This is a genomic window from Pedobacter paludisoli, from assembly GCF_052344095.1.
Classification (GTDB): domain Bacteria; phylum Bacteroidota; class Bacteroidia; order Sphingobacteriales; family Sphingobacteriaceae; genus Pedobacter.
In genome coordinates this window covers 452,113-471,936 of the sequence record NZ_CP179926.1, presented here as the reverse complement: position 1 = coordinate 471,936, position 19,824 = coordinate 452,113, and the positions used below count along the sequence as shown (strand labels likewise).

21 protein-coding genes are annotated in these 19,824 nt (G+C 36.0%); 14 read left to right on the top strand and 7 right to left on the bottom strand.

Features of this window, described 5'->3' with window-relative positions; translation table 11 throughout:
• Positions 1-35 precede the first annotated feature (35 nt).
• The 3 genes from ACJVDK_RS01945 to cobA all read right to left on the bottom strand — a co-directional run bounded on the left by ACJVDK_RS01945 (position 36) and on the right by cobA (position 3,822).
• Positions 36-1,304, bottom strand: a complete 1,269-nt coding sequence (locus ACJVDK_RS01945; protein ID WP_443938607.1) for a glucose-1-phosphate adenylyltransferase — start codon at positions 1,302-1,304, stop codon at positions 36-38.
• Positions 1,305-1,310: 6 nt separating this feature from the next.
• The gene (locus tag ACJVDK_RS01940) at positions 1,311-2,723 is read right to left on the bottom strand and encodes a glycogen synthase (protein WP_443938606.1); all 1,413 of its coding nucleotides are present in this window, start codon (positions 2,721-2,723) and stop codon (positions 1,311-1,313) included.
• A 307-nt stretch (positions 2,724-3,030) separates the two neighbouring features.
• Positions 3,031-3,822 (bottom strand): uroporphyrinogen-III C-methyltransferase, encoded by a 792-nt coding sequence (cobA, locus tag ACJVDK_RS01935; RefSeq protein ID WP_443938605.1) that lies wholly within the window; start codon positions 3,820-3,822, stop codon positions 3,031-3,033.
• A gap of 354 nt (positions 3,823-4,176) precedes the next feature.
• Here cobA and ACJVDK_RS01930 point away from each other — a divergent pair, with 354 nt between their 5' ends.
• The 12 genes from ACJVDK_RS01930 (at position 4,177) to ACJVDK_RS01875 (ending at position 13,404) form a co-directional block, all read left to right on the top strand.
• Positions 4,177-5,442: a site-specific integrase gene (locus ACJVDK_RS01930; RefSeq protein WP_443938604.1), complete on the top strand. Its 1,266-nt coding sequence runs from the start codon at positions 4,177-4,179 to the stop codon at positions 5,440-5,442.
• Positions 5,443-6,110: 668 nt separating this feature from the next.
• Positions 6,111-6,503 carry a single-stranded DNA-binding protein gene (locus ACJVDK_RS01925; RefSeq protein WP_159156417.1) on the top strand — a complete coding sequence of 131 codons (393 nt, stop codon included), beginning with the start codon at positions 6,111-6,113 and terminating at the stop codon, positions 6,501-6,503.
• A gap of 43 nt (positions 6,504-6,546) precedes the next feature.
• The gene (locus ACJVDK_RS01920; RefSeq protein ID WP_443938603.1) at positions 6,547-7,620 is read left to right on the top strand and encodes a DUF932 domain-containing protein; all 1,074 of its coding nucleotides are present in this window, start codon (positions 6,547-6,549) and stop codon (positions 7,618-7,620) included.
• A 52-nt stretch (positions 7,621-7,672) separates the two neighbouring features.
• Complete coding sequence (locus ACJVDK_RS01915) at positions 7,673-8,149, top strand: hypothetical protein (RefSeq protein ID WP_443938602.1); 477 nt, start codon at positions 7,673-7,675, stop codon at positions 8,147-8,149.
• A 203-nt stretch (positions 8,150-8,352) separates the two neighbouring features.
• Positions 8,353-8,955, top strand: coding sequence for a PRTRC system protein E (locus ACJVDK_RS01910; protein ID WP_443938601.1), 603 nt, complete (start codon positions 8,353-8,355; stop codon positions 8,953-8,955).
• Between the two features lie 26 nt (positions 8,956-8,981).
• Positions 8,982-9,200: a PRTRC system protein C gene (locus tag ACJVDK_RS01905; protein ID WP_443938600.1), complete on the top strand. Its 219-nt coding sequence runs from the start codon at positions 8,982-8,984 to the stop codon at positions 9,198-9,200.
• 17 nt (positions 9,201-9,217) lie between these two features.
• Complete coding sequence (locus ACJVDK_RS01900) at positions 9,218-10,372, top strand: hypothetical protein (protein WP_443938599.1); 1,155 nt, start codon at positions 9,218-9,220, stop codon at positions 10,370-10,372.
• Between the two features lie 11 nt (positions 10,373-10,383).
• Positions 10,384-11,109 (top strand): PRTRC system protein B, encoded by a 726-nt coding sequence (locus ACJVDK_RS01895; protein WP_185151873.1) that lies wholly within the window; start codon positions 10,384-10,386, stop codon positions 11,107-11,109.
• The gene (locus ACJVDK_RS01890; RefSeq protein ID WP_159156422.1) at positions 11,109-11,915 is read left to right on the top strand and encodes a PRTRC system ThiF family protein; all 807 of its coding nucleotides are present in this window, start codon (positions 11,109-11,111) and stop codon (positions 11,913-11,915) included. The genes ACJVDK_RS01895 and ACJVDK_RS01890 overlap by 1 nt, the downstream gene beginning before the upstream one ends.
• A gap of 309 nt (positions 11,916-12,224) precedes the next feature.
• Entirely contained in the window at positions 12,225-12,599 is a 375-nt protein-coding gene (locus ACJVDK_RS01885; RefSeq protein ID WP_044216709.1) for an ArsR/SmtB family transcription factor, read from the top strand.
• Positions 12,596-13,198 carry a mercuric transport protein MerTP gene (gene merTP / locus ACJVDK_RS01880; RefSeq protein ID WP_443938598.1) on the top strand — a complete coding sequence of 201 codons (603 nt, stop codon included), beginning with the start codon at positions 12,596-12,598 and terminating at the stop codon, positions 13,196-13,198. Before ACJVDK_RS01885 ends, merTP begins: the two co-directional genes overlap by 4 nt.
• Positions 13,198-13,404: a GDCCVxC domain-containing (seleno)protein gene (locus ACJVDK_RS01875; RefSeq protein ID WP_443938597.1), complete on the top strand. Its 207-nt coding sequence runs from the start codon at positions 13,198-13,200 to the stop codon at positions 13,402-13,404. Before merTP ends, ACJVDK_RS01875 begins: the two co-directional genes overlap by 1 nt.
• Positions 13,405-13,567: 163 nt before the next feature.
• Here ACJVDK_RS01875 and ACJVDK_RS01870 read toward each other — a convergent pair whose 3' ends face one another.
• Entirely contained in the window at positions 13,568-14,608 is a 1,041-nt protein-coding gene (locus ACJVDK_RS01870) for an IS110 family transposase (RefSeq protein WP_443938596.1), read from the bottom strand.
• A 329-nt stretch (positions 14,609-14,937) separates the two neighbouring features.
• Between ACJVDK_RS01870 and ACJVDK_RS01865 the strand changes: the two genes are divergently transcribed.
• Positions 14,938-16,116: a hypothetical protein gene (locus ACJVDK_RS01865; RefSeq protein WP_159156423.1), complete on the top strand. Its 1,179-nt coding sequence runs from the start codon at positions 14,938-14,940 to the stop codon at positions 16,114-16,116.
• Positions 16,116-18,377, top strand: a complete 2,262-nt coding sequence (locus ACJVDK_RS01860; RefSeq protein ID WP_159156424.1) for a hypothetical protein — start codon at positions 16,116-16,118, stop codon at positions 18,375-18,377. The genes ACJVDK_RS01865 and ACJVDK_RS01860 overlap by 1 nt, the downstream gene beginning before the upstream one ends.
• A 16-nt stretch (positions 18,378-18,393) precedes the next feature.
• Here ACJVDK_RS01860 and ACJVDK_RS01855 read toward each other — a convergent pair whose 3' ends face one another.
• The 3 genes from ACJVDK_RS01855 to ACJVDK_RS01845 form a co-directional block, all read right to left on the bottom strand.
• On the bottom strand, positions 18,394-18,786 hold the full coding sequence (locus ACJVDK_RS01855; protein ID WP_159156425.1) for a DNA-binding response regulator: 393 nt from the start codon (positions 18,784-18,786) through the stop codon (positions 18,394-18,396).
• Positions 18,787-19,063: 277 nt separating this feature from the next.
• Positions 19,064-19,351, bottom strand: a complete 288-nt coding sequence (locus ACJVDK_RS01850) for a helix-turn-helix domain-containing protein (protein ID WP_443938595.1) — start codon at positions 19,349-19,351, stop codon at positions 19,064-19,066.
• Positions 19,344-19,655: a helix-turn-helix domain-containing protein gene (locus tag ACJVDK_RS01845; protein WP_159156841.1), complete on the bottom strand. Its 312-nt coding sequence runs from the start codon at positions 19,653-19,655 to the stop codon at positions 19,344-19,346. The genes ACJVDK_RS01850 and ACJVDK_RS01845 overlap by 8 nt, the downstream gene beginning before the upstream one ends.
• Between the last annotated feature and the right edge of the window lie 169 nt (positions 19,656-19,824).

The following is a 19,824-nucleotide window of genomic DNA, read 5'->3' as shown; positions in this document are numbered from 1 at the left end:
TTTTCTGGCAGAAAACCGATGCAGGGATTAGCAAATTATATTTCGGTACCGGGGGGTACGGTTACTCCTTTTTTAATGACCACAATTCCGTCTTTTACAGCATATAATCCGTAATCACCATCGATTAAATGAGCTCCTCCATTAATCTTTACATCATCGCCAATGCGGCAATTTTTATCGATAATGGCATTATTGATATAACAACGATCACCAACTCCAATCAACACTTCGCCGTTGTTACGGATTTGTTCAATCTCTTCGAGTGTTTGATACCAATCGCTTCCCATGATATAGGTATTGGTAATAACAGATTGTTTGCCCACGCGTGCACGAATACCCAACACAACGCGCTCTACCCTACTCGCTTCTACGATACATCCTTCGGCAATGATGGCTCGTTCTAAGGTTGTACCCGAAATTTTGGAAGGCGGAAGCATTCTGGCGCGAGTAAAAATAGTATGATTACTATCAAACATGTTAAATTTTGGAATTTCATCTGTCAAGCCCAAATTAGCTTCAAAGAAGGAAGAAATATTTCCGATGTCGGTCCAATAACCTTCGTATTGATAACTTAACACACGACTTACTTTGATAGCGCGCGGTAAAATTTCTTTTCCAAAATCTTTCTCCTCTTCGTTTTCATTTAAAATATCGATTAAATAATTGCGATTGAAGATGTATATACCCATCGAAGCCAAGTAATTTCGTCCTTCGGCTTGCATTTCCTCGCCTGTATCTGAAACCCACTCTTCCAAACCTGTTTTTGGTTTTTCGATAAAGGACGTAATCATATTTGCCTCATCCGCTTTTAAAATACCGAATTCGGTTGCCTCTTTTCCGGTAACGGGGATGGTAGCAATAGTAATTTCGGCATTCGCTGCCACATGTTTTTCAATCATGTCTTTAAAATCCATCTGATACAATTGATCGCCAGAAAGAATTAAAACATAATCAAACTCATGTGAAATGATGTGGTGCATACACTGCCGCACGGCATCTGCTGTACCTTGAAACCAACCTGCGTTTTGCACAGTTTGTTCAGCAGCCAAAATATCAACAAAAGCCGTACTAAAATGGCTAAAGTGATACGTATTTTTAATGTGTTTGTTAAGGGATGCTGAATTAAACTGTGTTAACACAAACATGCGATTGATCTCCGAATTTAAACAATTCGAGATTGGGATGTCTACTAACCGATATTTCCCTGCAATGGGCACTGCGGGTTTCGATCGCGTTTGTGTTAATGGCGCTAATCTAGAGCCTTGGCCACCGCCAAGGATAACGCCTAAAACTTTGTCGGTCATATATTCTTATTTTAAATTTTCATATAATTCAATATACTGTACTGCTGCACGATCCCATGAATGATCAATTTTCATCATTGCTTTACGTACATCTTTAAACTCTTTTTTACTGGCATAAAATTCCATTGCCCGATTAATAGCATGCACCACATCGCCCACACTGGTATGATTATGACAAAGACCTATTCCTCCATCGCCAATATCAATTACGGTATCTTTTAAACCACCCACCCGACGCACAATAGGCACGGTACCATACCGCAAGGCATACAATTGATTTAAACCGCAAGGCTCCACCCTCGAAGGCATTAACAGAAAATCGGCGCCCGCATAAATTTGATGCGACAATTGTTCGTTATAGCCAATATATGCATTGTATCGGTCGCCAAAAATAGCTTTCAAATGATTCAATCGTCCTTCTACCCAAGGGTCTCCTGAACCTAACACCAATACATTTAAATTTGTCCCATGCTGTTCTAAAGTGGTATAAAAAATATCTGGTAATATATCAGCACCCTTCTCATCTACCAACCGACCAATAAATACAAATAGTGGTTTCGAGGCGTCCAGTCCAAAAACAGTGCATAGCTCCTTTTTGTTTGCCAATTTTCCGGCTTCTACCGTTTTTAGTGAATAATTTTGGCTAAGCATGGAATCGCTTGCTGGATTCCACACCTCGGTATCAATTCCGTTTAAAATCCCGATGCTTTTCGCCCACTCATCGCGTAACAAAGATTCCAATCCCCGAGCATTGTATTTCATTTCTTCCAAATAACTTGGTGACACCGTGGTTACTCTCCAGGCGCATTTAATGGCCGATGCTAATGGATTAACATCGCCGTTCCACCCCAGTAAACCTGCATTCCACAAGTCGAAACTTGGTAAGTAATGTAGTTTATCCCAACCAAATTGGCCTTGATACTGGGCATTATGAATGGTTAAAACGGTTGGAACACCTTTTAAGCGCTGGTATTTGTTACTGTTGGTCATCATAAAAGGAATAAGCCCGGTATGATGATCGTGACAATGCACCACATCGGCGAGGTGTTCCCATTGCACCATCCAATCTAAGGTTGCAATTTGAAAGGCCATGAAACGTTCAGTATCATCATGATATCCGTAAACACCTTCTCTATCCGTTAAGCCATTTACATGAACAATGTATAAGTCAAAGCCAAGCTTATTGTTTCGCTCTTTTAAAATGCGGTAGCTAAAATGATTATTTCCAAATTGGCTCCAAGCATCGTGCACCACATCAAAATCGTTCTCGCGTATAAATTTTGTATTGTAAGCTGGCATCACCACTTTCGCAAAATGTCCCAACTTCGTTTGATATTTAGGCAAAGCACCCACCACATCGGCTAAACCACCAACTTTGGCAACAGGATAACATTCGGCACTTATATGTATTATTTCCATTAAAAAATCAGCATAGATAACGTTGTTAAGTTACTAATTGTTTTGTGTTTTACAAACAAGAATTAATTTGTTTACACACGAAAAAGTAGAATAAGTTAGCCTGCATGCAATAACTCAGCAGTCAACCGGTAGGCAACTTCATATAGCTACTGAACATGCAATTTCTTTTAAAAGAAAGGAGACTAGCGTTAGCCGCCGTGTTAAAGTTGAAAGAAGTAGCTTTCTATTAGCGGAACCTGCATAAAAAAACCACCAGACGAAACGCCTGGTGGTAAAACTAAACAACTATATGATGATAATCTTTAAATTATTCGAGTTCCATCAACTTATAAAAATCGCGAATAGATTGAAATTTGGGATGTAAAGAAACAACCTCTCCAAAGACCAACAAAGCGGGGGCCTGTATTTTCTTTTCAGCGACGATTTCAGCAATGGTATCAACCACTCCTACTACAATCTTTTCAGCAGGCGTTGATCCATTTTCAATAACGGCTACTGGCAGGGTGTGTTTTTGTTCTGCCTGAAAAATAGAAGCTATTTCTTCAATCTTTTCAATTCCATTCAGTACCACAATGGTGGCCTTTGTTTTAGCAGCAATAAATAAATCTTCGGATAGTTCTCCACGAGAATTGGTTCCTGTAACAGCCCAAAAGCTCTCGCTTAAATCTTTATAAATCATCGGAATTTTTTGCAAGCTTGGTGCTCCAGTAGCACTTGAGATACCCGGGATTATCTCCGTTGGAATACTGTACGACTCTGCAGCATCAATCTCCTCATAGCCTTTGGCAAAGAAAAATGGATCACCGCTTTTTAAACGTACCACATGTCCAAAATTTAAAGCATAATCAATTACCAACTTATTTATTGCTTCTTGCGAAAACGATTCGTCATCGCTTAAACGCCCTACATACACTTTTGGAATATCATTTGGCGCATGACACAATAAAGCTTCATTCACATTTGCATCGTACAACACCACATCGGCCGTTTTCAATGCTTTTACTCCTTTCAAACTAAATAAATCCGGATCTCCGGGACCTGCCCCGATCAAGGTAATTTTAGGTTCAATACTCGATTTCTCTACTTTATTTATAACCATGACTTTATTATGCGCTCCTTTATACGCCCGTTAATAATACAAATATATAAAGTCTATAGAAATTGTAGTAATTTATTTTTATTTTTTTTAATAAAAAAGATTAGTAAAAAGCAAAAATAAGCAAAACGATTAAAACCGTTGCTATACAATGGTTTATAAAATGAATAGTCTTAGTTTGGAGCTCGGTGTCTGTTTGGTTTTGGACTTAAAACGACAAGGTTAGGTTACTAATTCGTTACCTTTTGACATAGGTAACATTATGTTGTAACAATTTATATTTCAGTGTTTTGCATCATTTTTTACATTCCCTTGTAACTCAATGTAATTTAATTTTAAACATTAAACATTTGAGTTATGGAACAGACAAAAAAGTCCACCTTCAAACTGCTTTTCTACTTGAAAAAAAACGAATTGAAAAAGAATGGAAATGCTCCCATTATGGCACGTATTACCATTGATGGTACAGCTAAAACTTTAGGAACGAAGTTAGAAATTAATCCAAAAAATTGGGATTTAAAATACGGAAGAGTTGAGGGTAAGAGTGCTACAGCTTTGAACATTAACCAGAAACTAGATAATATAAGAGGCCGTATCGATAAAATTTATGAAGATATGCTGAAGCATGATGGGTTTGCAACTTCACAGAAAGTAAAGCTGTTTTTTTTAGGTGTAGGTGTAATGGATGATGCAATACTAAAAGTCTTCAATGATCAAAATGAAAATTTTAAAAAATTGGTTGAAAAAGAAGAACGTTCACAAAGTACTTATAACAAGTATACCACGGTTTACAATCATCTTACAAATTTTATAAAAGAACGCTATCATCGTGATGATATGGCTTTTAGAGAATTAACTGCCGATTTTATCCGGGAGTTTGATTTTTATCTCCGTTACGACTTACAGTCTTCCCATAATACGGTTTGGGTGTACACAATGCCTGTATTAAGTCTAGTAGAACTTGCTATAAAGAAAGGCTTGATACGTGATAATCCGTTTCAGGATTATCAAATCAATATGCAAGAAACTAACAGAGGTTATATTCTAAAAGAAAATGTAGAAAAATTGATGATGGTCATACCGCCACATCCAAGGTATGAACTTGTAAAAGATCTCTTTATTTTTAGTTGTTTCACTGGACTTGCTTATGCTGATATTAAAAAATTGACAAGAAATAACATTCAGTCTTTCTTTGACGGTCATCAATGGATTATCAGCAGGAGAAAAAAATCAGATATTGCTTCTAATGTTAGGTTAATGGAAATACCTAAACGAATAATTGAAAAATATCAGGGTACTACCCGTAGTGAATTTATATTTCCTGTTCCGACCAATGTAACCTGTAATACTCACATAAGTAAATTGGCTGAAAAAGCAGAAATTATTACGGAGCAGAAAATAACTTTTCATACTGCAAGACATACGTTTGGAACAATGTTCTTGACCGAGGGTGTACCGCTTGAAAGCCTTAGCAAAATGATGGGACATAAAAATATTTCGACTACACAGATTTATGCCAAAATCACAAGTCAGAAAATCAGCAAGGATATGGATTTAGTATCACATAAATTTGCCGGAATGGAAGCTGCTTTTATTGAAATGGAAGACCAGGTTCAGATTTAGAGTATTATCTATTTATCTAAAGAGCAGGATTATGTCCTGCCTTTTTTATGCCCATAACTAATCCTTAAAGCACATTTAATTCTCTGGTATACCACTGTCATAAAAGAGCTTTGACAGGATATATTGATAAACCATACAAAAACCTTCCCTTCTATTCCTCAGCTACATTTTAGTATCGTTTACGTGGCTTCCCAAGCCACAATACTTTAAAATACTAAGAAGTATTCTTTAAAAATTCTGCTTTGTGTAAATGCAGATTTTGTAACCACAAGGACCATTTCCTAATGCCTTTTCCATTTGCTTCCACATAGGTTTTATTCAAGAACCGGAATGCTGGTTTTGTTTCATTTCAAGAGCAAAGGTATTTCCGTGTTCTTAACGCAGGAACAAGGTCAAGCCCTTCTGGTTTGCAAAAAAATCTCCACCTATTCAGGTCGTATTTTTTTAACAAAACCTTGTTCCTGCTAAACACTAACCTTTTATGCTCGTGAAACGAAACAAAGCATACTCCGGCTCTTTAGACGAATAAAAAAAATGTCAATAATGGAAAAAATCAGCATTGGAAATGGTAACAGAGTGAAACGAAACTTCAGCACCTCCTCTCATTGCCGAATAAATCTAAAAAAATCAAATAAGAACAAATTTCATAACGCAAAAAAGTAGAAATCATGAACATCACAGGAAGATTGACAAGGGATGCGGAAGTACGCACAACGTCACAGGAAAAACAAGTAGTAAACTTTTCAGTAGCGACCAATGACAGCTACCGTAACAAGCAGGGCGAACGCATAGAGCAGACAACCTATTTCGATTGCTCATACTGGATAAGTCCGAAGGTAGCCAAGATACTCACCAAGGGTACTTTGGTGGAACTCACAGGCAGGGTAAGTGCAAGGGCGTGGACAGGAAATGACGGAGAAGCACACGCAGGGCTGAATTTCCATACCTCAAACATCAAACTGCACGGAGGTGGCAAAAAATCAGAAACCGTACAAGCTACTTTGCCAACAGTAAGCAACAATACAGCAGGACAAGGCACAGAGGACGACCTCCCATTTTAACAACGAGTATTCAATCATTTTTTAATATCAAAATTTTATCAAAATGGCACATAATATCAATTTTAACGAGAGAACAGGACGTTATTCATTTTTTAGCGTACAGCAAAAAGCGTGGCATGGTTTGGGGCAAATCGTGGAACAGTACCCAACGAGCGAGGAAGCTATCAAGCACGCAGGGTTAGATTACGAAGTCGTGAAATCCCCTTTATTTACCAAAGGTTCGGGCATTATCGAAACAGCTAACGGCATTGAGATTGGCAGTAGCGAATTGGCAGTACCCAACTATTTTGCCAACATACGCACCGATAACAATGCTGTATTGGGTGTGGTAGGTAAAGACTATCACATTGTACAAAACCGTGAAGCCTTTAATTTCTTTGATGCTATTGTAGGCGGTGGCGAGGGTATTCTTTACGAAACCGCAGGAGCATTGGGCAACGGAGAACGCATTTTTATCACAGCCAAATTGCCCGACTATATCCGTGTAGGCAATGGCGATGATGTAACAGAAAAATACATTTTCCTAACCACTTCGCACGATGGTAGCGGAAGTATCACAGCCGCATTTACACCCATTAGGATTGTATGCCAAAACACGCTGAATGCCTCGTTACGCAGTATGACTAATGTAGTTCGTATCAAACACACTTCGGGAGCAAAACAGCGTATTGAGAATGCTCACAAGATTATGGGACTTGCCAACACATTGAGCAACCAATTAGAGAGCATTTTCAACGAGTGGGCAAAAGTAAAAGTATCAGACCGAGAAGTAAAAAAGCTAATTCAATTGGCACTTTGCCCGAACAAGGAAACGCTTGACCTACTCAAAAAAGGTGCGGAAAATGAAATTTCTACCGTTTTCAAAAATACGGTTGAGGATGCTTTTGCCTATGCGATGATAAGTGATACACAGCAGATGGATACTACAAAAGGTACATTGTTCGGAGCATATAACGCTGTTACAGGCTACTATCAGAACGTACGCACTTATAAAAATGATGAAGCCAAATTACAGAGCATCGTATTGGGTGGTACTGCACAACTCAAAACTCAAAAGGCTTTTGAATTATGTACCACATTTGCTTTGGACGGTGCTGAAATCCTAAACCTTAATTAAATAACAACAGGCTACCGCCTTAATCGGTGGTAGCCTACTAAAACTATTCATTATGGCAAATTGGTGCAGTAATATAGTTGTCTTCGAGGGAAAACCCGAAGCAATCACAGCAATACAGGAAGTTTTTCAGATAATGAAAAATAAGGAAGAAACAAGCGAACAAGGACAATTGCCCGACTTCATTACAGCAGACAATGGCGGTTATTTCTTCAACATCTATTGGAATGAAGGCGATGAAAGTGTTTTTCACTACGAAACCAAATGGTCGCCTAATACAGCAGTCGTTCGGCTGATTGCAGACTGCTATGACGTGAAGTTTACGCAAGAATATGAAGAAATGGGAAACGGCATCTACGGAAAAGCAACTTATTCAGAGGGTATTTTGGATGTTACCGCATTGAGCGATGAAGATTTGGAACAATACCATTATGACGAGGAAAAAGACCGATATCATTTTGAGGAAGAAGAATACGAGAACGACAGCGAAATTTTGGAAATGCTATTAACCCGAAAATTGGCAGTATTATGAAAATAACTGATTTACACGGTTGCGAAATTGAAGTAGCCGACCTAAAGGAAGCTATCAAAATAGCGAAAAGGAACACAGGATATAGCCACGGGGACAAAAGTTTTTCCGACTTCGATAAGAGGCAAAAAGCCTATTGGACAGACATACACAAGAAACTGACAGCAATCAAAAAAAGAATAGAAAACAATTAAAATTTAAGGACGATGAATACCAATTTTTTCAATCAGATACAACAGTTAGACTTTACAGGAGTATTGCAACTGAACATTTCAAAAGGAACAGAAAATAACCTTATAGTATCGGTTCTACTCAACAACGAACAATGCGGAGATAACGCTAAAAATCTTATACCTCCATTAACATTTAACGCCACTCCCCAAGAGTTTGACGAGGGATTTTTTGAGCAAATAACCAAGCCTATACAAACCGTTTCGGGTGTAATGGTAGATATGGAAAAATTCCTAAAACAAATGGAAACTGTCAAACAACAATCGGCAATGGAGAAAGAAAAGACCGAGAAAGCCAAAAAGGAAAAAGAAGCCAAAGACAAGAAATTTAAAGAAGGAATGGCAAAGGCTGATGAATTGGAGAAAGAGGGCAAATTCCGTGAAGCGTGGATGAAAGTACCCGACATTACCGAGTTTCCCGAAAAAGCGGATGAGATACGCAAACGCAAAAGTTCCTTATCCGAGAAGTTTGGAACACCTAGCCTTTTCGGAACAATGGAGGAAACACAAGCCGAACCGACAAAAGTGGAAGAAGTGAGCGAAGATTACCCCATAGATGAAACGGACGAAGAAGAATAAAGAGTTAATCCCAAAATCAGAAAGTTATGTTATTAGCAACACAATTAGAGCGAGTTTTTATACTCAAAGATAAAGGACAGGACATCATACTGACTGACCCCGAACCCCGTTGGAGCGTGGAAGCCGTAATGAATTTTTACGCCAATATGTACCCGATACTCACAACGGCAAAAGTATCTGCACCGCAAATCAAAGATGATGCGGTAGAGTACAAATTTGAGAGCGTAATGGGTACGAAAGGTTGAACCAAATATTTAAAGCAATGAACTATGCACAAACATATCCTATCGGGAACTATCACAATACCCGAACAGCAAAGACAAAGGCAATTGCACCGACAGTTGAACGAGTTCGCCAATTGGATGCAAAAGCCAAAGGACGCAAACGAAGTGCGGAAAGACAAACGCAAATCAGTACCGACAACGATGTTACCAATGGTTTTCTAAAGTGTACGTTTCTACCCAAGTTGAAAGAAACGAAAACTGTACAGGCTTGCAGGAAATCGGATAAAACGGAAAAGGATTTTTTTCAGTCCCTTTCCAAATTGGCAGGGCATTACCAAATTGAGCCAATGCAAAGTAAACAATTTCCTTATCCCTACAATATGGCATTGGCAATGTCGGATATGGAAGAAAAACTAAAGCAAAAGGTTTTGGATTGGGAAGAAATCCGTTTGGTACAGGACAGTAATAAAACCTATTTTGTAAGTGAGGAACGCTATAACACAGGCTCAACATTGTTTTATATTCCCGTTGCTTCCTTATACCGAATGTTGCACAACTGCAAGCGGAAAAGAAACGCCCATTTGTTATTGTCCGTTTGTGCCTATCTGTACCATATAGCCGACATTCCGTACTACAGGCAGGAAGCAAGCTATCTGTATTGGATGTACGAAATGATGAATGATTGGATTGAACAGGACGATTACACCGAAGAAACAGCCGTTTATCTTGCCGAGATAAAACAAGCCGAATATATCGGGGATTATATGGAACAACTAATTTACAACCGTATCAATCTGACTGTTTTTGAACAGCGTATCAATGGTTTTAAAACTAAAGATGATTTTGACAGGGAGTGTTTGACCGTAGCAAAAGAAGCTTTTGCTCTTTATCAAACTTATCCGAATGAAAACATATTCCGCAATGCCAAACCAAACGGAGAAGCATCAGAGGAAGATATGGAGAACATTATCGGAATGGAAAAGTACATTTCATTCTATGCAGACCACAAAGGTTGGCTGAACGAAACCCTTATAGAATCGGTAAACAATGAAATACAGGAATACGGACAAATGGAAGAACCCATTATTCAAAAGCAGTTTGATAACAGGGATATAACCGCCAACAACCTTTGTTTTGAAAACCGTCTTTTTGAACTATTACACAGATTAAACGACATTTTACACACCTTTTAAAAATTAGAACTATGGAAACGATTAATGATATAACAAAAGACTTCGGCACATTGTATCACCCAAAATCGGCTTTGGTATTCTATGAAACCAAAGGAAGTAATACCGATGTTTATGTAGAGCATTTTGATATGGACAAGAACGGAAATCCTATCAACGCCCACCCATTGACCGTAAAAGAAGCCAACGTATTGGCAAAGGCATTGAACACCGAACAGGAAAAAAACAAAGCCTTTTTGAAATCGAACGGAATATTACCGACCAATATTCTGCACATCAATCCCAATGCGGAAAAAGGTGCGGTAATTTGGTACACCAAAGCACAGAAAAAGCAATTGTATTTTGTAAACAGCTTGGATATACCCAACGGAATTGCACAAGTACCGCCTATGTTGTGGAAAGCCAGTAAAAATGGTTTGAGCGTGTTTGCCCTTTCAAGCGACAGAAGACCGACAGAAAATACAAAATTGTATTATACCCCATATTTCAACATCTATGAAGATGGCAAAGTCTGTATGGGTACTGTAAGTGTTGATATTAAGAAATCCGTTTCGGTGGAAGAATTTATACAGGCTTGGGAGTATTACTTTTTCAATTCTTATTTCAGCCATTTATTAGGCAATCATAATCCCATAAAGGGTAATTGCGTAACCCTTTGGAAAGACCTTGTAAATACAAATAAACCCTTTCCTAAAGAAGTATTGAAACCGAATAATAAAACCCTTAAAAATCTATTGTAATGAAAACAGTAAAAACAGCCGTTCATTTTACGGACAACTATTTAATAAGCCCTACCAACCCGATAGAAGTTAATCTTATTGGTGCAGGTGGTACAGGCTCAAAGGTGCTGACCGCTTTAATGGAAATGAGCCACAGCTTAACAGAATTGGAACATGCAGGGTTGCAGGTGCGTTTGTGGGATGATGATATTATTACGGAAGCCAATCTGGGCAGACAGCGGTTTGCACCAAGTGAAACAGGATTGTACAAATCGGTAGCCTTGATAAACCGAGTTAATCGGTTTATGGGAACGAATTGGAAAGCAGAAACACAGAAGTTTGAACGCAATGCGTTGGGTGGACTGCCCGAAAATGCAAAGGCAACGATTTATATTACTTGTGTGGACAATGTACAGACAAGGTTTGATATTGCCGAAATGCTCAAAGCAATGAGCAAACGCAGAGCTAACCGTGATGAACCAAAATATTGGTTAGACTTTGGCAACAGCCAACAGACAGGACAAGTGATACTATCCACCATCGGAGAAATCAAACAACCACAATCAGAGAAATATGAAACGGTGGCAAGCCTGCCAATGGTTACGGATGAATTTGGCGAACTGCTGAAACAGTCAGAACAAACAGACGATACGCCAAGTTGCAGTTTAGCGGAGGCATTGGAAAAACAAGATTTATATATCAATGCAACATTGGCACAAATGGGTTGTTCATTGCTTTGGTCTATGTTTCGCTATGGAATGACTGAAAACAGAGGTTTCTTTCTTAATCTGAAAAACTTTCAAACCCAACCATTAAAAGTCGCCTGACCCGAAAAGTCGGGCGGCAAAAATGTACTTCCTTCCTGCGGTCGGAAATGCATTTTTGCATTCAATCGGTACAACCACTTTGCCAAAATGTACCGTTTCATAAATTCTTCTCTTACATTTTATCAAACAGGTTGCAACATTATTGCAAGGGATATTCGGTATCCCTTTTGTTGTTTTAGCTGACTTCTTTTCTTTCCAAATAGCGACCAAAGAAAAGATTCTGTGTTACATTCCAAAAAATTATAAAAAAAATATTTTAATTTGTATTTTAGTATTTGCTTAAATAATAAAGTTAGCTATATTTGCACTATGGATAATATTTCGTGTATAAGACAACAGGCTGACATTAAACAAATCAATCGCTGTAAAAATCGAGTTTCAGAACTCCATGATTCCTTTGACTATTTATCGAATGGACTTGAATTGGCAGGGAATAATGTAAGGCTGAGAATTTTGTTTCTACTTTATGAAGAAAAACGACTTTGTGTTTGTGATTTAAGTGATATTCTTGGTATGACAATTTCAGCAGTTTCCCAGCACTTGCGAAAACTTAAAGACCGAAAGCTCATTGTAACCGAAAGAGAGGCACAAACCATTTTTTACTCATTGACAAAAGAGTATGAAAATATGCTGAACCCATTTTTTAAAATACTCGACGATAACAAAATTGTAGAAGCAATATGAAAACGGATAAGAAACTAATCGGGACCGGACTTTTAACAGCAATTGCAGCTTCATTGTGCTGCATTACACCTGTTTTGGCTATCATCGCAGGAACAAGTGGACTTGCTTCAACTTTTTCCTGGCTAGAACCTTTCCGACCATATTTTATCGGTTTAACAATTTTAGTGCTTGGTTTTGCATGGTATCAAAAGTTGAAACCACAAAAGAAAATTGACTGTAATTGTGAAATAATTGAAAAACAAAATTTTATGCAAACAAAATCATTTTTAGGAATTATTACCGTCATGGCGGCTTTACTTTTATCATTTCCAATTTATGCACACATCTTTTTTCCAAAGACTGAAAGTAAAGCAATTATTACCCAAACTTCCAAAATTCAGAAAGTTGAGTTTACAATTAAAGGAATGACTTGTTCAGGCTGCGAACATCACGTTAAAACAGAGATTAGCAAACTAAAAGGAATTGTCGAAGTTGTAGTTTCTTATGAGAAAGGAAACGCTATTGTAAGGTTTGACAATAAACAAACAAGTCTCGAAGAAATCGAAAAAGCTATCAATTCGACAGGCTATAAATCACAAAAAAGCAAAACTATATTATAATGGAAATAAAGTTACAATCAACAATAACTTGTCCAAACTGTGGTCACAAAAAAGAGGAGACAATGCCAACAAATGCTTGTCAATATTTTTACGAATGCGAAAAGTGCAAAACAATGTTAAAACCTCTGGAAGGTGACTGTTGTGTCTATTGTAGTTTCGGTTCTGTAAAGTGCCCGCCAATTCAAGAAAATAAAAAATGCTGTTGAGTACCAAAACAGGCATTTTTTATGGCAATTTAAACGGTTTTTTTATATTTTAAAAAGAATTACTAATCAATTAAATAATAGAAATAAAGAGTTAGGGGGCATAGCCAGAAACTAGACCTCATAAATTGATTACAAAGGGAAATGACTTATAGTTTCCCTTTTTTTATACTGCTGCTTCCTGGAGCGGAATAATTTGATATTCGTGTCCTGGATTATAATAAGAATTATTCTTCCATAAGATAAAAGTCAATTCCAGTAATTTTCTTTGGATGGCAACAATAGCCTTCATTTTAATACCATGCCTTGAAACTAATCTTAAGAAAATATATCTGAACCTTTCATCAGTTCTTATTGCAGCCAATGCAGGAAAGTGCATTACCTTCCTTAAATTCCGATTGCCCCGCTTGGATATTCTTGGTTTGGATTTCACTGAGGTTCCAGATGTCTTTTCTTTTACATCTAATCCGGCATAACTGACCAGTTGTTTTTTATTCGTTATTAACTCAAATCCATTGGTTTCCGCGATAATGGTTACAGCCGTTAGATTTCCAATTCCCGGTATAGAAGACATTATCTTCATCTTTTCTACTAAAACGCTATCTCCATTGATAAGCTTAGTAATTTCCTTCTGTATCTCCTTTTCCTGTGCATTAATCAAAGCTATTCTTTTATTAGTTCGTTTTACTGACTTTTCACTTGTTGTTGCAGAAGTACGTTCTGCATGAAGTTGATTCTTCAACATTGTGCGTTCCTGCACTAGCTGCTCACGTTCCCGGCAAAGCTGTCTTAAATCATTGAATATTTTTGAAGGAGGCTGCCATATTTCCAACTGCCTTTCCAATCCAAATCTCGCAATGGCTTGTGAAGCGCTCTTGTCTGTAATAGTCTTTATGTCAAGTGTTCTCGCATAATTACTGATCTTGTTAGGTAAAACGATACTAATTTGTTTTTGAGTACTGCATAGATAATAGGCTAAGGATTCATGGTAAACTCCAGTTGCTTCCATTATGTACCGCACTTCTGTCGCAGTTGACGTCTGCTTATTTACCCATGATACAAGGCTTAAAAACCCTTTTTTAGTATTGGGAAATACTTTGTAGGCATAAACTTCTATACTGATCTGCTCATCCATTCGACCAAGCGATACAACTAATTCTTTTTGAGCAACATCAATTCCTACTGTCTGCTTTAATAATACTTTCATCTTATCTGGTTTAGGTAAGTGATAACCTTTTTTCATCTTTTCTCCTGACTAGATATACTGGCTACGCAACCCATAATTATGATTGAGTTCCTTACATTCTGTTCAGATTCTAAAAGGTTAAAGAAGAGGAGGCAGTCTCTTTTCTTGAATATACCATAAGGCTATTTAAAGCAAAATCTGCTCTCGCCCTTCTTCACTTAGATTATATTATACAAACATAGGAGAAGCAAAAGAACGTCGCTTGGATAGATTCGCTATTAATATTTTAGTATGTTTGTTATTTAAAGTTTACAAGCATTTTAGTAAACGAATGTAAATAAATAAACTATATGATTGAAATATCAATACCTAAAAATATTACTCCTCGCAAAATGGAGATTTTATATAGTAGGCATGTAAATAGTAAGGGCGGGGATATTATAAATCTTAAAATTCCTGGGGCATTAAACAAATATACATTTGGATTATTGGGAGATTTATTAAGGTTTATTATCACACTAAATAACAAATCAAAAATCCATACATTAGAACTAGATGTAGATCATAAGAATTTGACCAGTTTTTATGATCAAGAGTATGCTTATCCTATAATCTCATTATTGTGGAATACAGCAAATTTCACTGATAAAAACAATGTTAACATTAAAGATAATTTAAGAGAACTGCAAAACGAGTTTTTCATAAAAATGAATTCGTTAGATAGAATAAAGGGTAATAAGTATATACTGACTAACACAGACCATCTTTCAAAAAACAAAGGGTTAATCAGGTTACTTGAAAGTCCTGATGGTTTTAACGATGATGAAGATCAAATCAAATACAGTGTCAAAAAGATTTTCAACGATTATGTCCTGACTTTTAATAAAAACAATATAATAGAACTTAAAAACCTTATAGAGGATATCGGAGCAATAGTTTACGAGTTAACAAAAAACACTTATGAATGGGGCAAAACTGACCAAAATTTGATCGAAATCCCAGCGAGCATACGTGGTGTTTATTTTAGATTTCATATCAATAATAGTAGTAAAATATTGGAAGAGTTTGAAGAAACGCCTATTCAATCTTTTTTTCAACACCCATTCATTACAGAAAATTGCGTCAATGAAAATAATCAAATTTATTATTTAGAAATTCTAGTTTTTGATTCAGGCGTAGGATTCATTGATAAATTTACTGAAAAAGGAACATTAACCGATTTAGATGTTATAAAAAAGTGTCTAGTGAAAAATCAGACTTCTTCAACTTCTAACCTAAAGTCAAAAAAAGGTATAGGATTAGACCGTATTTTAAACATCTTGAATAAAAAGGGATTTGTAAAAATTTCAACAGATAAGTATTGCGTTTACAGGGATTTAATAAAAGACAATTATCAACCTATTGACGTAGAAAAACTAAAGGATATAAAGCTTGAAGATTGGTATAATGATGATTTTAAAACAGACAACATCATTAAATCGCAAGGTTCTTACATCAGTATTCTATATCCATTTAAAAGTAATAGATAATGGGGAAATTTTACATTTACAATTCAAATATAGAAGATAAAAAATATAAGAGTGCTACAATCATTTTTAATCCCAATATCGAGTTTGATTTTGGAGCTATGAAAAATGAATTAGCGGAGCATTTTAGATATTTTCATCAAACAAGCGCTTTAGTTTTTCTTCATTGTTCTACAGTTTCTTCGATAGATACACTCTTGACTGAAAATTTGGATAAGATATTTAAAAGTATTCCAAAAGCAGAAGAGAATTCACTTGTTGAGAGTATTTTTTATGTTGGCTACAATAATTCAGAATTCATATTTTCAAATAAAGATAGCTTTTTGAAAGATAACTTTAAGGAAATTATTAATCAAGGATTAGCAAACATTTTTGTGTCAAATGGAGGGTTAGTAGAGAGTAATGGTATTTCTCATCATTATGTTTTTCCATCAGGAAAGCATTCAACTAAATTTTTAAGGACAGCAAACGTATTAGTACAAAAAAGTGAAATTGATTTTATTGGATTAAATCTTCTACATCTATTTAAGCACACCAAGATTCGTAATATTTACTGTGATACATTATCCATAAATGTAATTGGATATTCTATTAGCCAATATGTGAAACGATATGAAAACAGAGAAGATGTTAATATTGAGTCTTTTAAATCCTACGATGGTATATACAGTAAAAACACAAAATTCTACAAAGATTCGATTTTTTTAATTTCCGCATCAACATCAGGAGGGCTAATTCATTATTTAAAGGGAAACCATCCTGAAATAAATTCAAATGATATATGTGTTCTTTTCTATCTTCCGATAGAAAAGCCTTCAAACCTTTCTCTTGAAAGAGTTCTTTGTAATTTAGAGCGCAATGAAAAATTACAATATGGATTAGATATTTATAAGCAATTCAAGGTTGGAGAGAAATGTTCGTTTTGTGAAAACCAATCTACTGCAATTAAGATCGTTGGCGATTCTTTTAGTTTGGACGAACCTATTATAAATACTAAGACCATTGTTGCAAGTAAATATATATCCAAATCCTTAAAAGATTTTGTAGAGGTATTTAAATATAATGAAGAAACAGGCACTTCGTTAAAAATTTCATTTAATGAAGATACTATTAATAGGAAAAAATACAACTTGTATATTGATTATGAGAATATTATTAGAAATATTGAAAATGAGCAATTTCAAAGCCATAAGAATAAGATAGATGCTTTTATTAATCAGTATGTCCCAGCATCGTTAAAATATATAATCCATTTAAACGATGCTGGCTCTGAGTTATTGGCGAAGTATATCTTGGAAAAAACAATAAGCTTTTCTAAGAATTCTGTTGAAATAATAAATCAATCGGAATTAGCAGATAAAAAGATTTCTGAAAAGGAATCAGGTTCCATTTTGATTGTAGCTTCTTGTATAACAAATGGAAAAAACTTACTTTATTTAAGTAGATATTTTAGAAATTACAACAATATTAGACTTATTTATTTTGTAGGTATAAATAGGATTAGCGATTCTGACAAACATAAAGAACTTAAGAGTAATATTAAGTACGGATTGTATGGCGCCGAAAATAGTTCTTTTGTAGAGATAGAAACTATTAATTGTGATAACTCTAATACAGATACACCATGGGAAATTGAACTAGATCATTTACGAGAAATACAGGAGGGATTAAATAAACCATCTAATTTTGTAAACGAAAGAATAACTACAATAATTAACTTTTCTAGTAAGACATCTAAAGGTGGCGTGCAAAAAATATTTTATCCTGATATTTTAGGAAACGAACTGGAAATTCGAAAAAATTCAGCCTTCTTCAATAGTAATGATTATTTTGGACAAGTAACTCAGTCAGATGTGTATTTTACTATTTCTTGTGTTTTAAACAATATGAGAAACAATAGGATTGATGGACTTTATCAGACTAATTTTGTAAAAAACTTACTTGATCCGTTTGTTTTTAATCGTTTCAATGATGGCATTATTCAAGCAGCTATTCTTAGAGCAGCAAAAAACGATGAGCTAAATTATTCATTTAGTCGTGAGAATTCTGAGAACATGTTGATGCTTTTAAAGACCTTTGCAAAACATAGTAATGAATATCAAGGTGAAGCACTATTAGAATTTCTATACGCTCTCAGTATTGGTAGGTTACGTTTGTTTAAAGATCATTATCCTCTGTTGATACAGGAGCTTAAAAATATTGAACATGAGCATATTCAAAGCTTATGTAAGACAATTTTAAAAGTTTACGAAAAAAGTCTATAGAATAATATTCATAAAGCTAGCCATTGACAGTCTTGTCAATGGCTCTTTTAAAATCATCCACATCACTACCAACCAGTAAACAACTTGAAAAGCCAACGTTTAAAAGAGTTCTGCCTACTTTCTCATCATCAATATCACTGTGGGCAATCAGCTTTATAGTCGGGAATTGAAAACGCAATTTCCGTAATTGTGACAATATGTGTTTGTCGTAAAAATCAAGGTCAACAATGCAGACTTTAGGAAGCTCATTTAATGAAGGTAGTTGAGACAGTCCATCTTCGATTGTTTCGGATCGGAATGTGACTTCAAATCCCGAATCTATAAAATCATCACAGATTAAATCCAATATTGGACTTTTATCATTAATAAATGCGAGGGTAATTTTTTGTTGAGGTGTAACAGTTTCCATATCATCATGCCTTTTTAAAGTTGATGTAGTTCTGCACTTAAAAAAGAAGCGCAGGCAACTACACTTAACGCACATTGAGGTACTGGTATACCCGACAACGAATAAGCGAGCGCCCACGCCTATGGCATGAGCGTTCTTCCTTATCGTCCCGTTGTCTAAAAATTACCAGTTTTCAATGTGGGACTTAAAGCAAAAACACTTTAAGATTTTCTATATTTTCAATAGCAAAGATAGTAAACTCGTTCTTATAAGAAAACATTATCTGGACGGACTTTGGTTATAATCTATCAGTTCTATCGCCAACGTAATTCTTTTCCAAAGCTTTCAGAATATCACTTTCTTTATAAATAATCTTGCCACCAATTTGTATAAATGGTAAGATATTATCATCACGGTATTGCTGTAAAGTTCTTTTACTAATATGTAGTAATCTGCACAGATCCTCACCCGACAGGTAAATTTCGCCATTCATCACAGGACGGTAGTTTTTCAATATTTCTTCGATGCGGTTTCTCAACTGTGATATCATTTCCTGATGGAAAATGATTTCTTCGGCTTCATTCAACAGTATATCCATTTTTATTTGTATTGTACGGCTGCCCGGCTTCAAGTAAAGCCTGTACGTCCGAGAGTTTATAATAATTTTTGCGGTTTAGTTTGGAGTAAGGCAACAATCCTTTGTCCTTATAGGTCTGCAAAGTCCGCTTGGTAATGTTCATTATCAAACATACTTCCTGGTTGTCGAGCCATTTCTCTTCTTTGAAAATTGGCGTGTACTTGCGTGTGGCATTTTCGGTCAGTTCCAAAAGTACTTTCAGCTCGTTTTTCATTCCTTCGATTACGGACTTTTGTATTGCTATTATTTCCATATCTTGCTCAATTTTACTGTGGAAGTCCAATTTATCAACGTTTTTTAAGAGGTTGGACGGCGTTGTATAGATTGGCGTTGAAAGGCAGTGTTTGGCTTAAAAAGAAAACGGTACAGTCCTCAAAGAACTGTACCGTTATATCCTCTGTTTATTAATCTTACTTCTATAC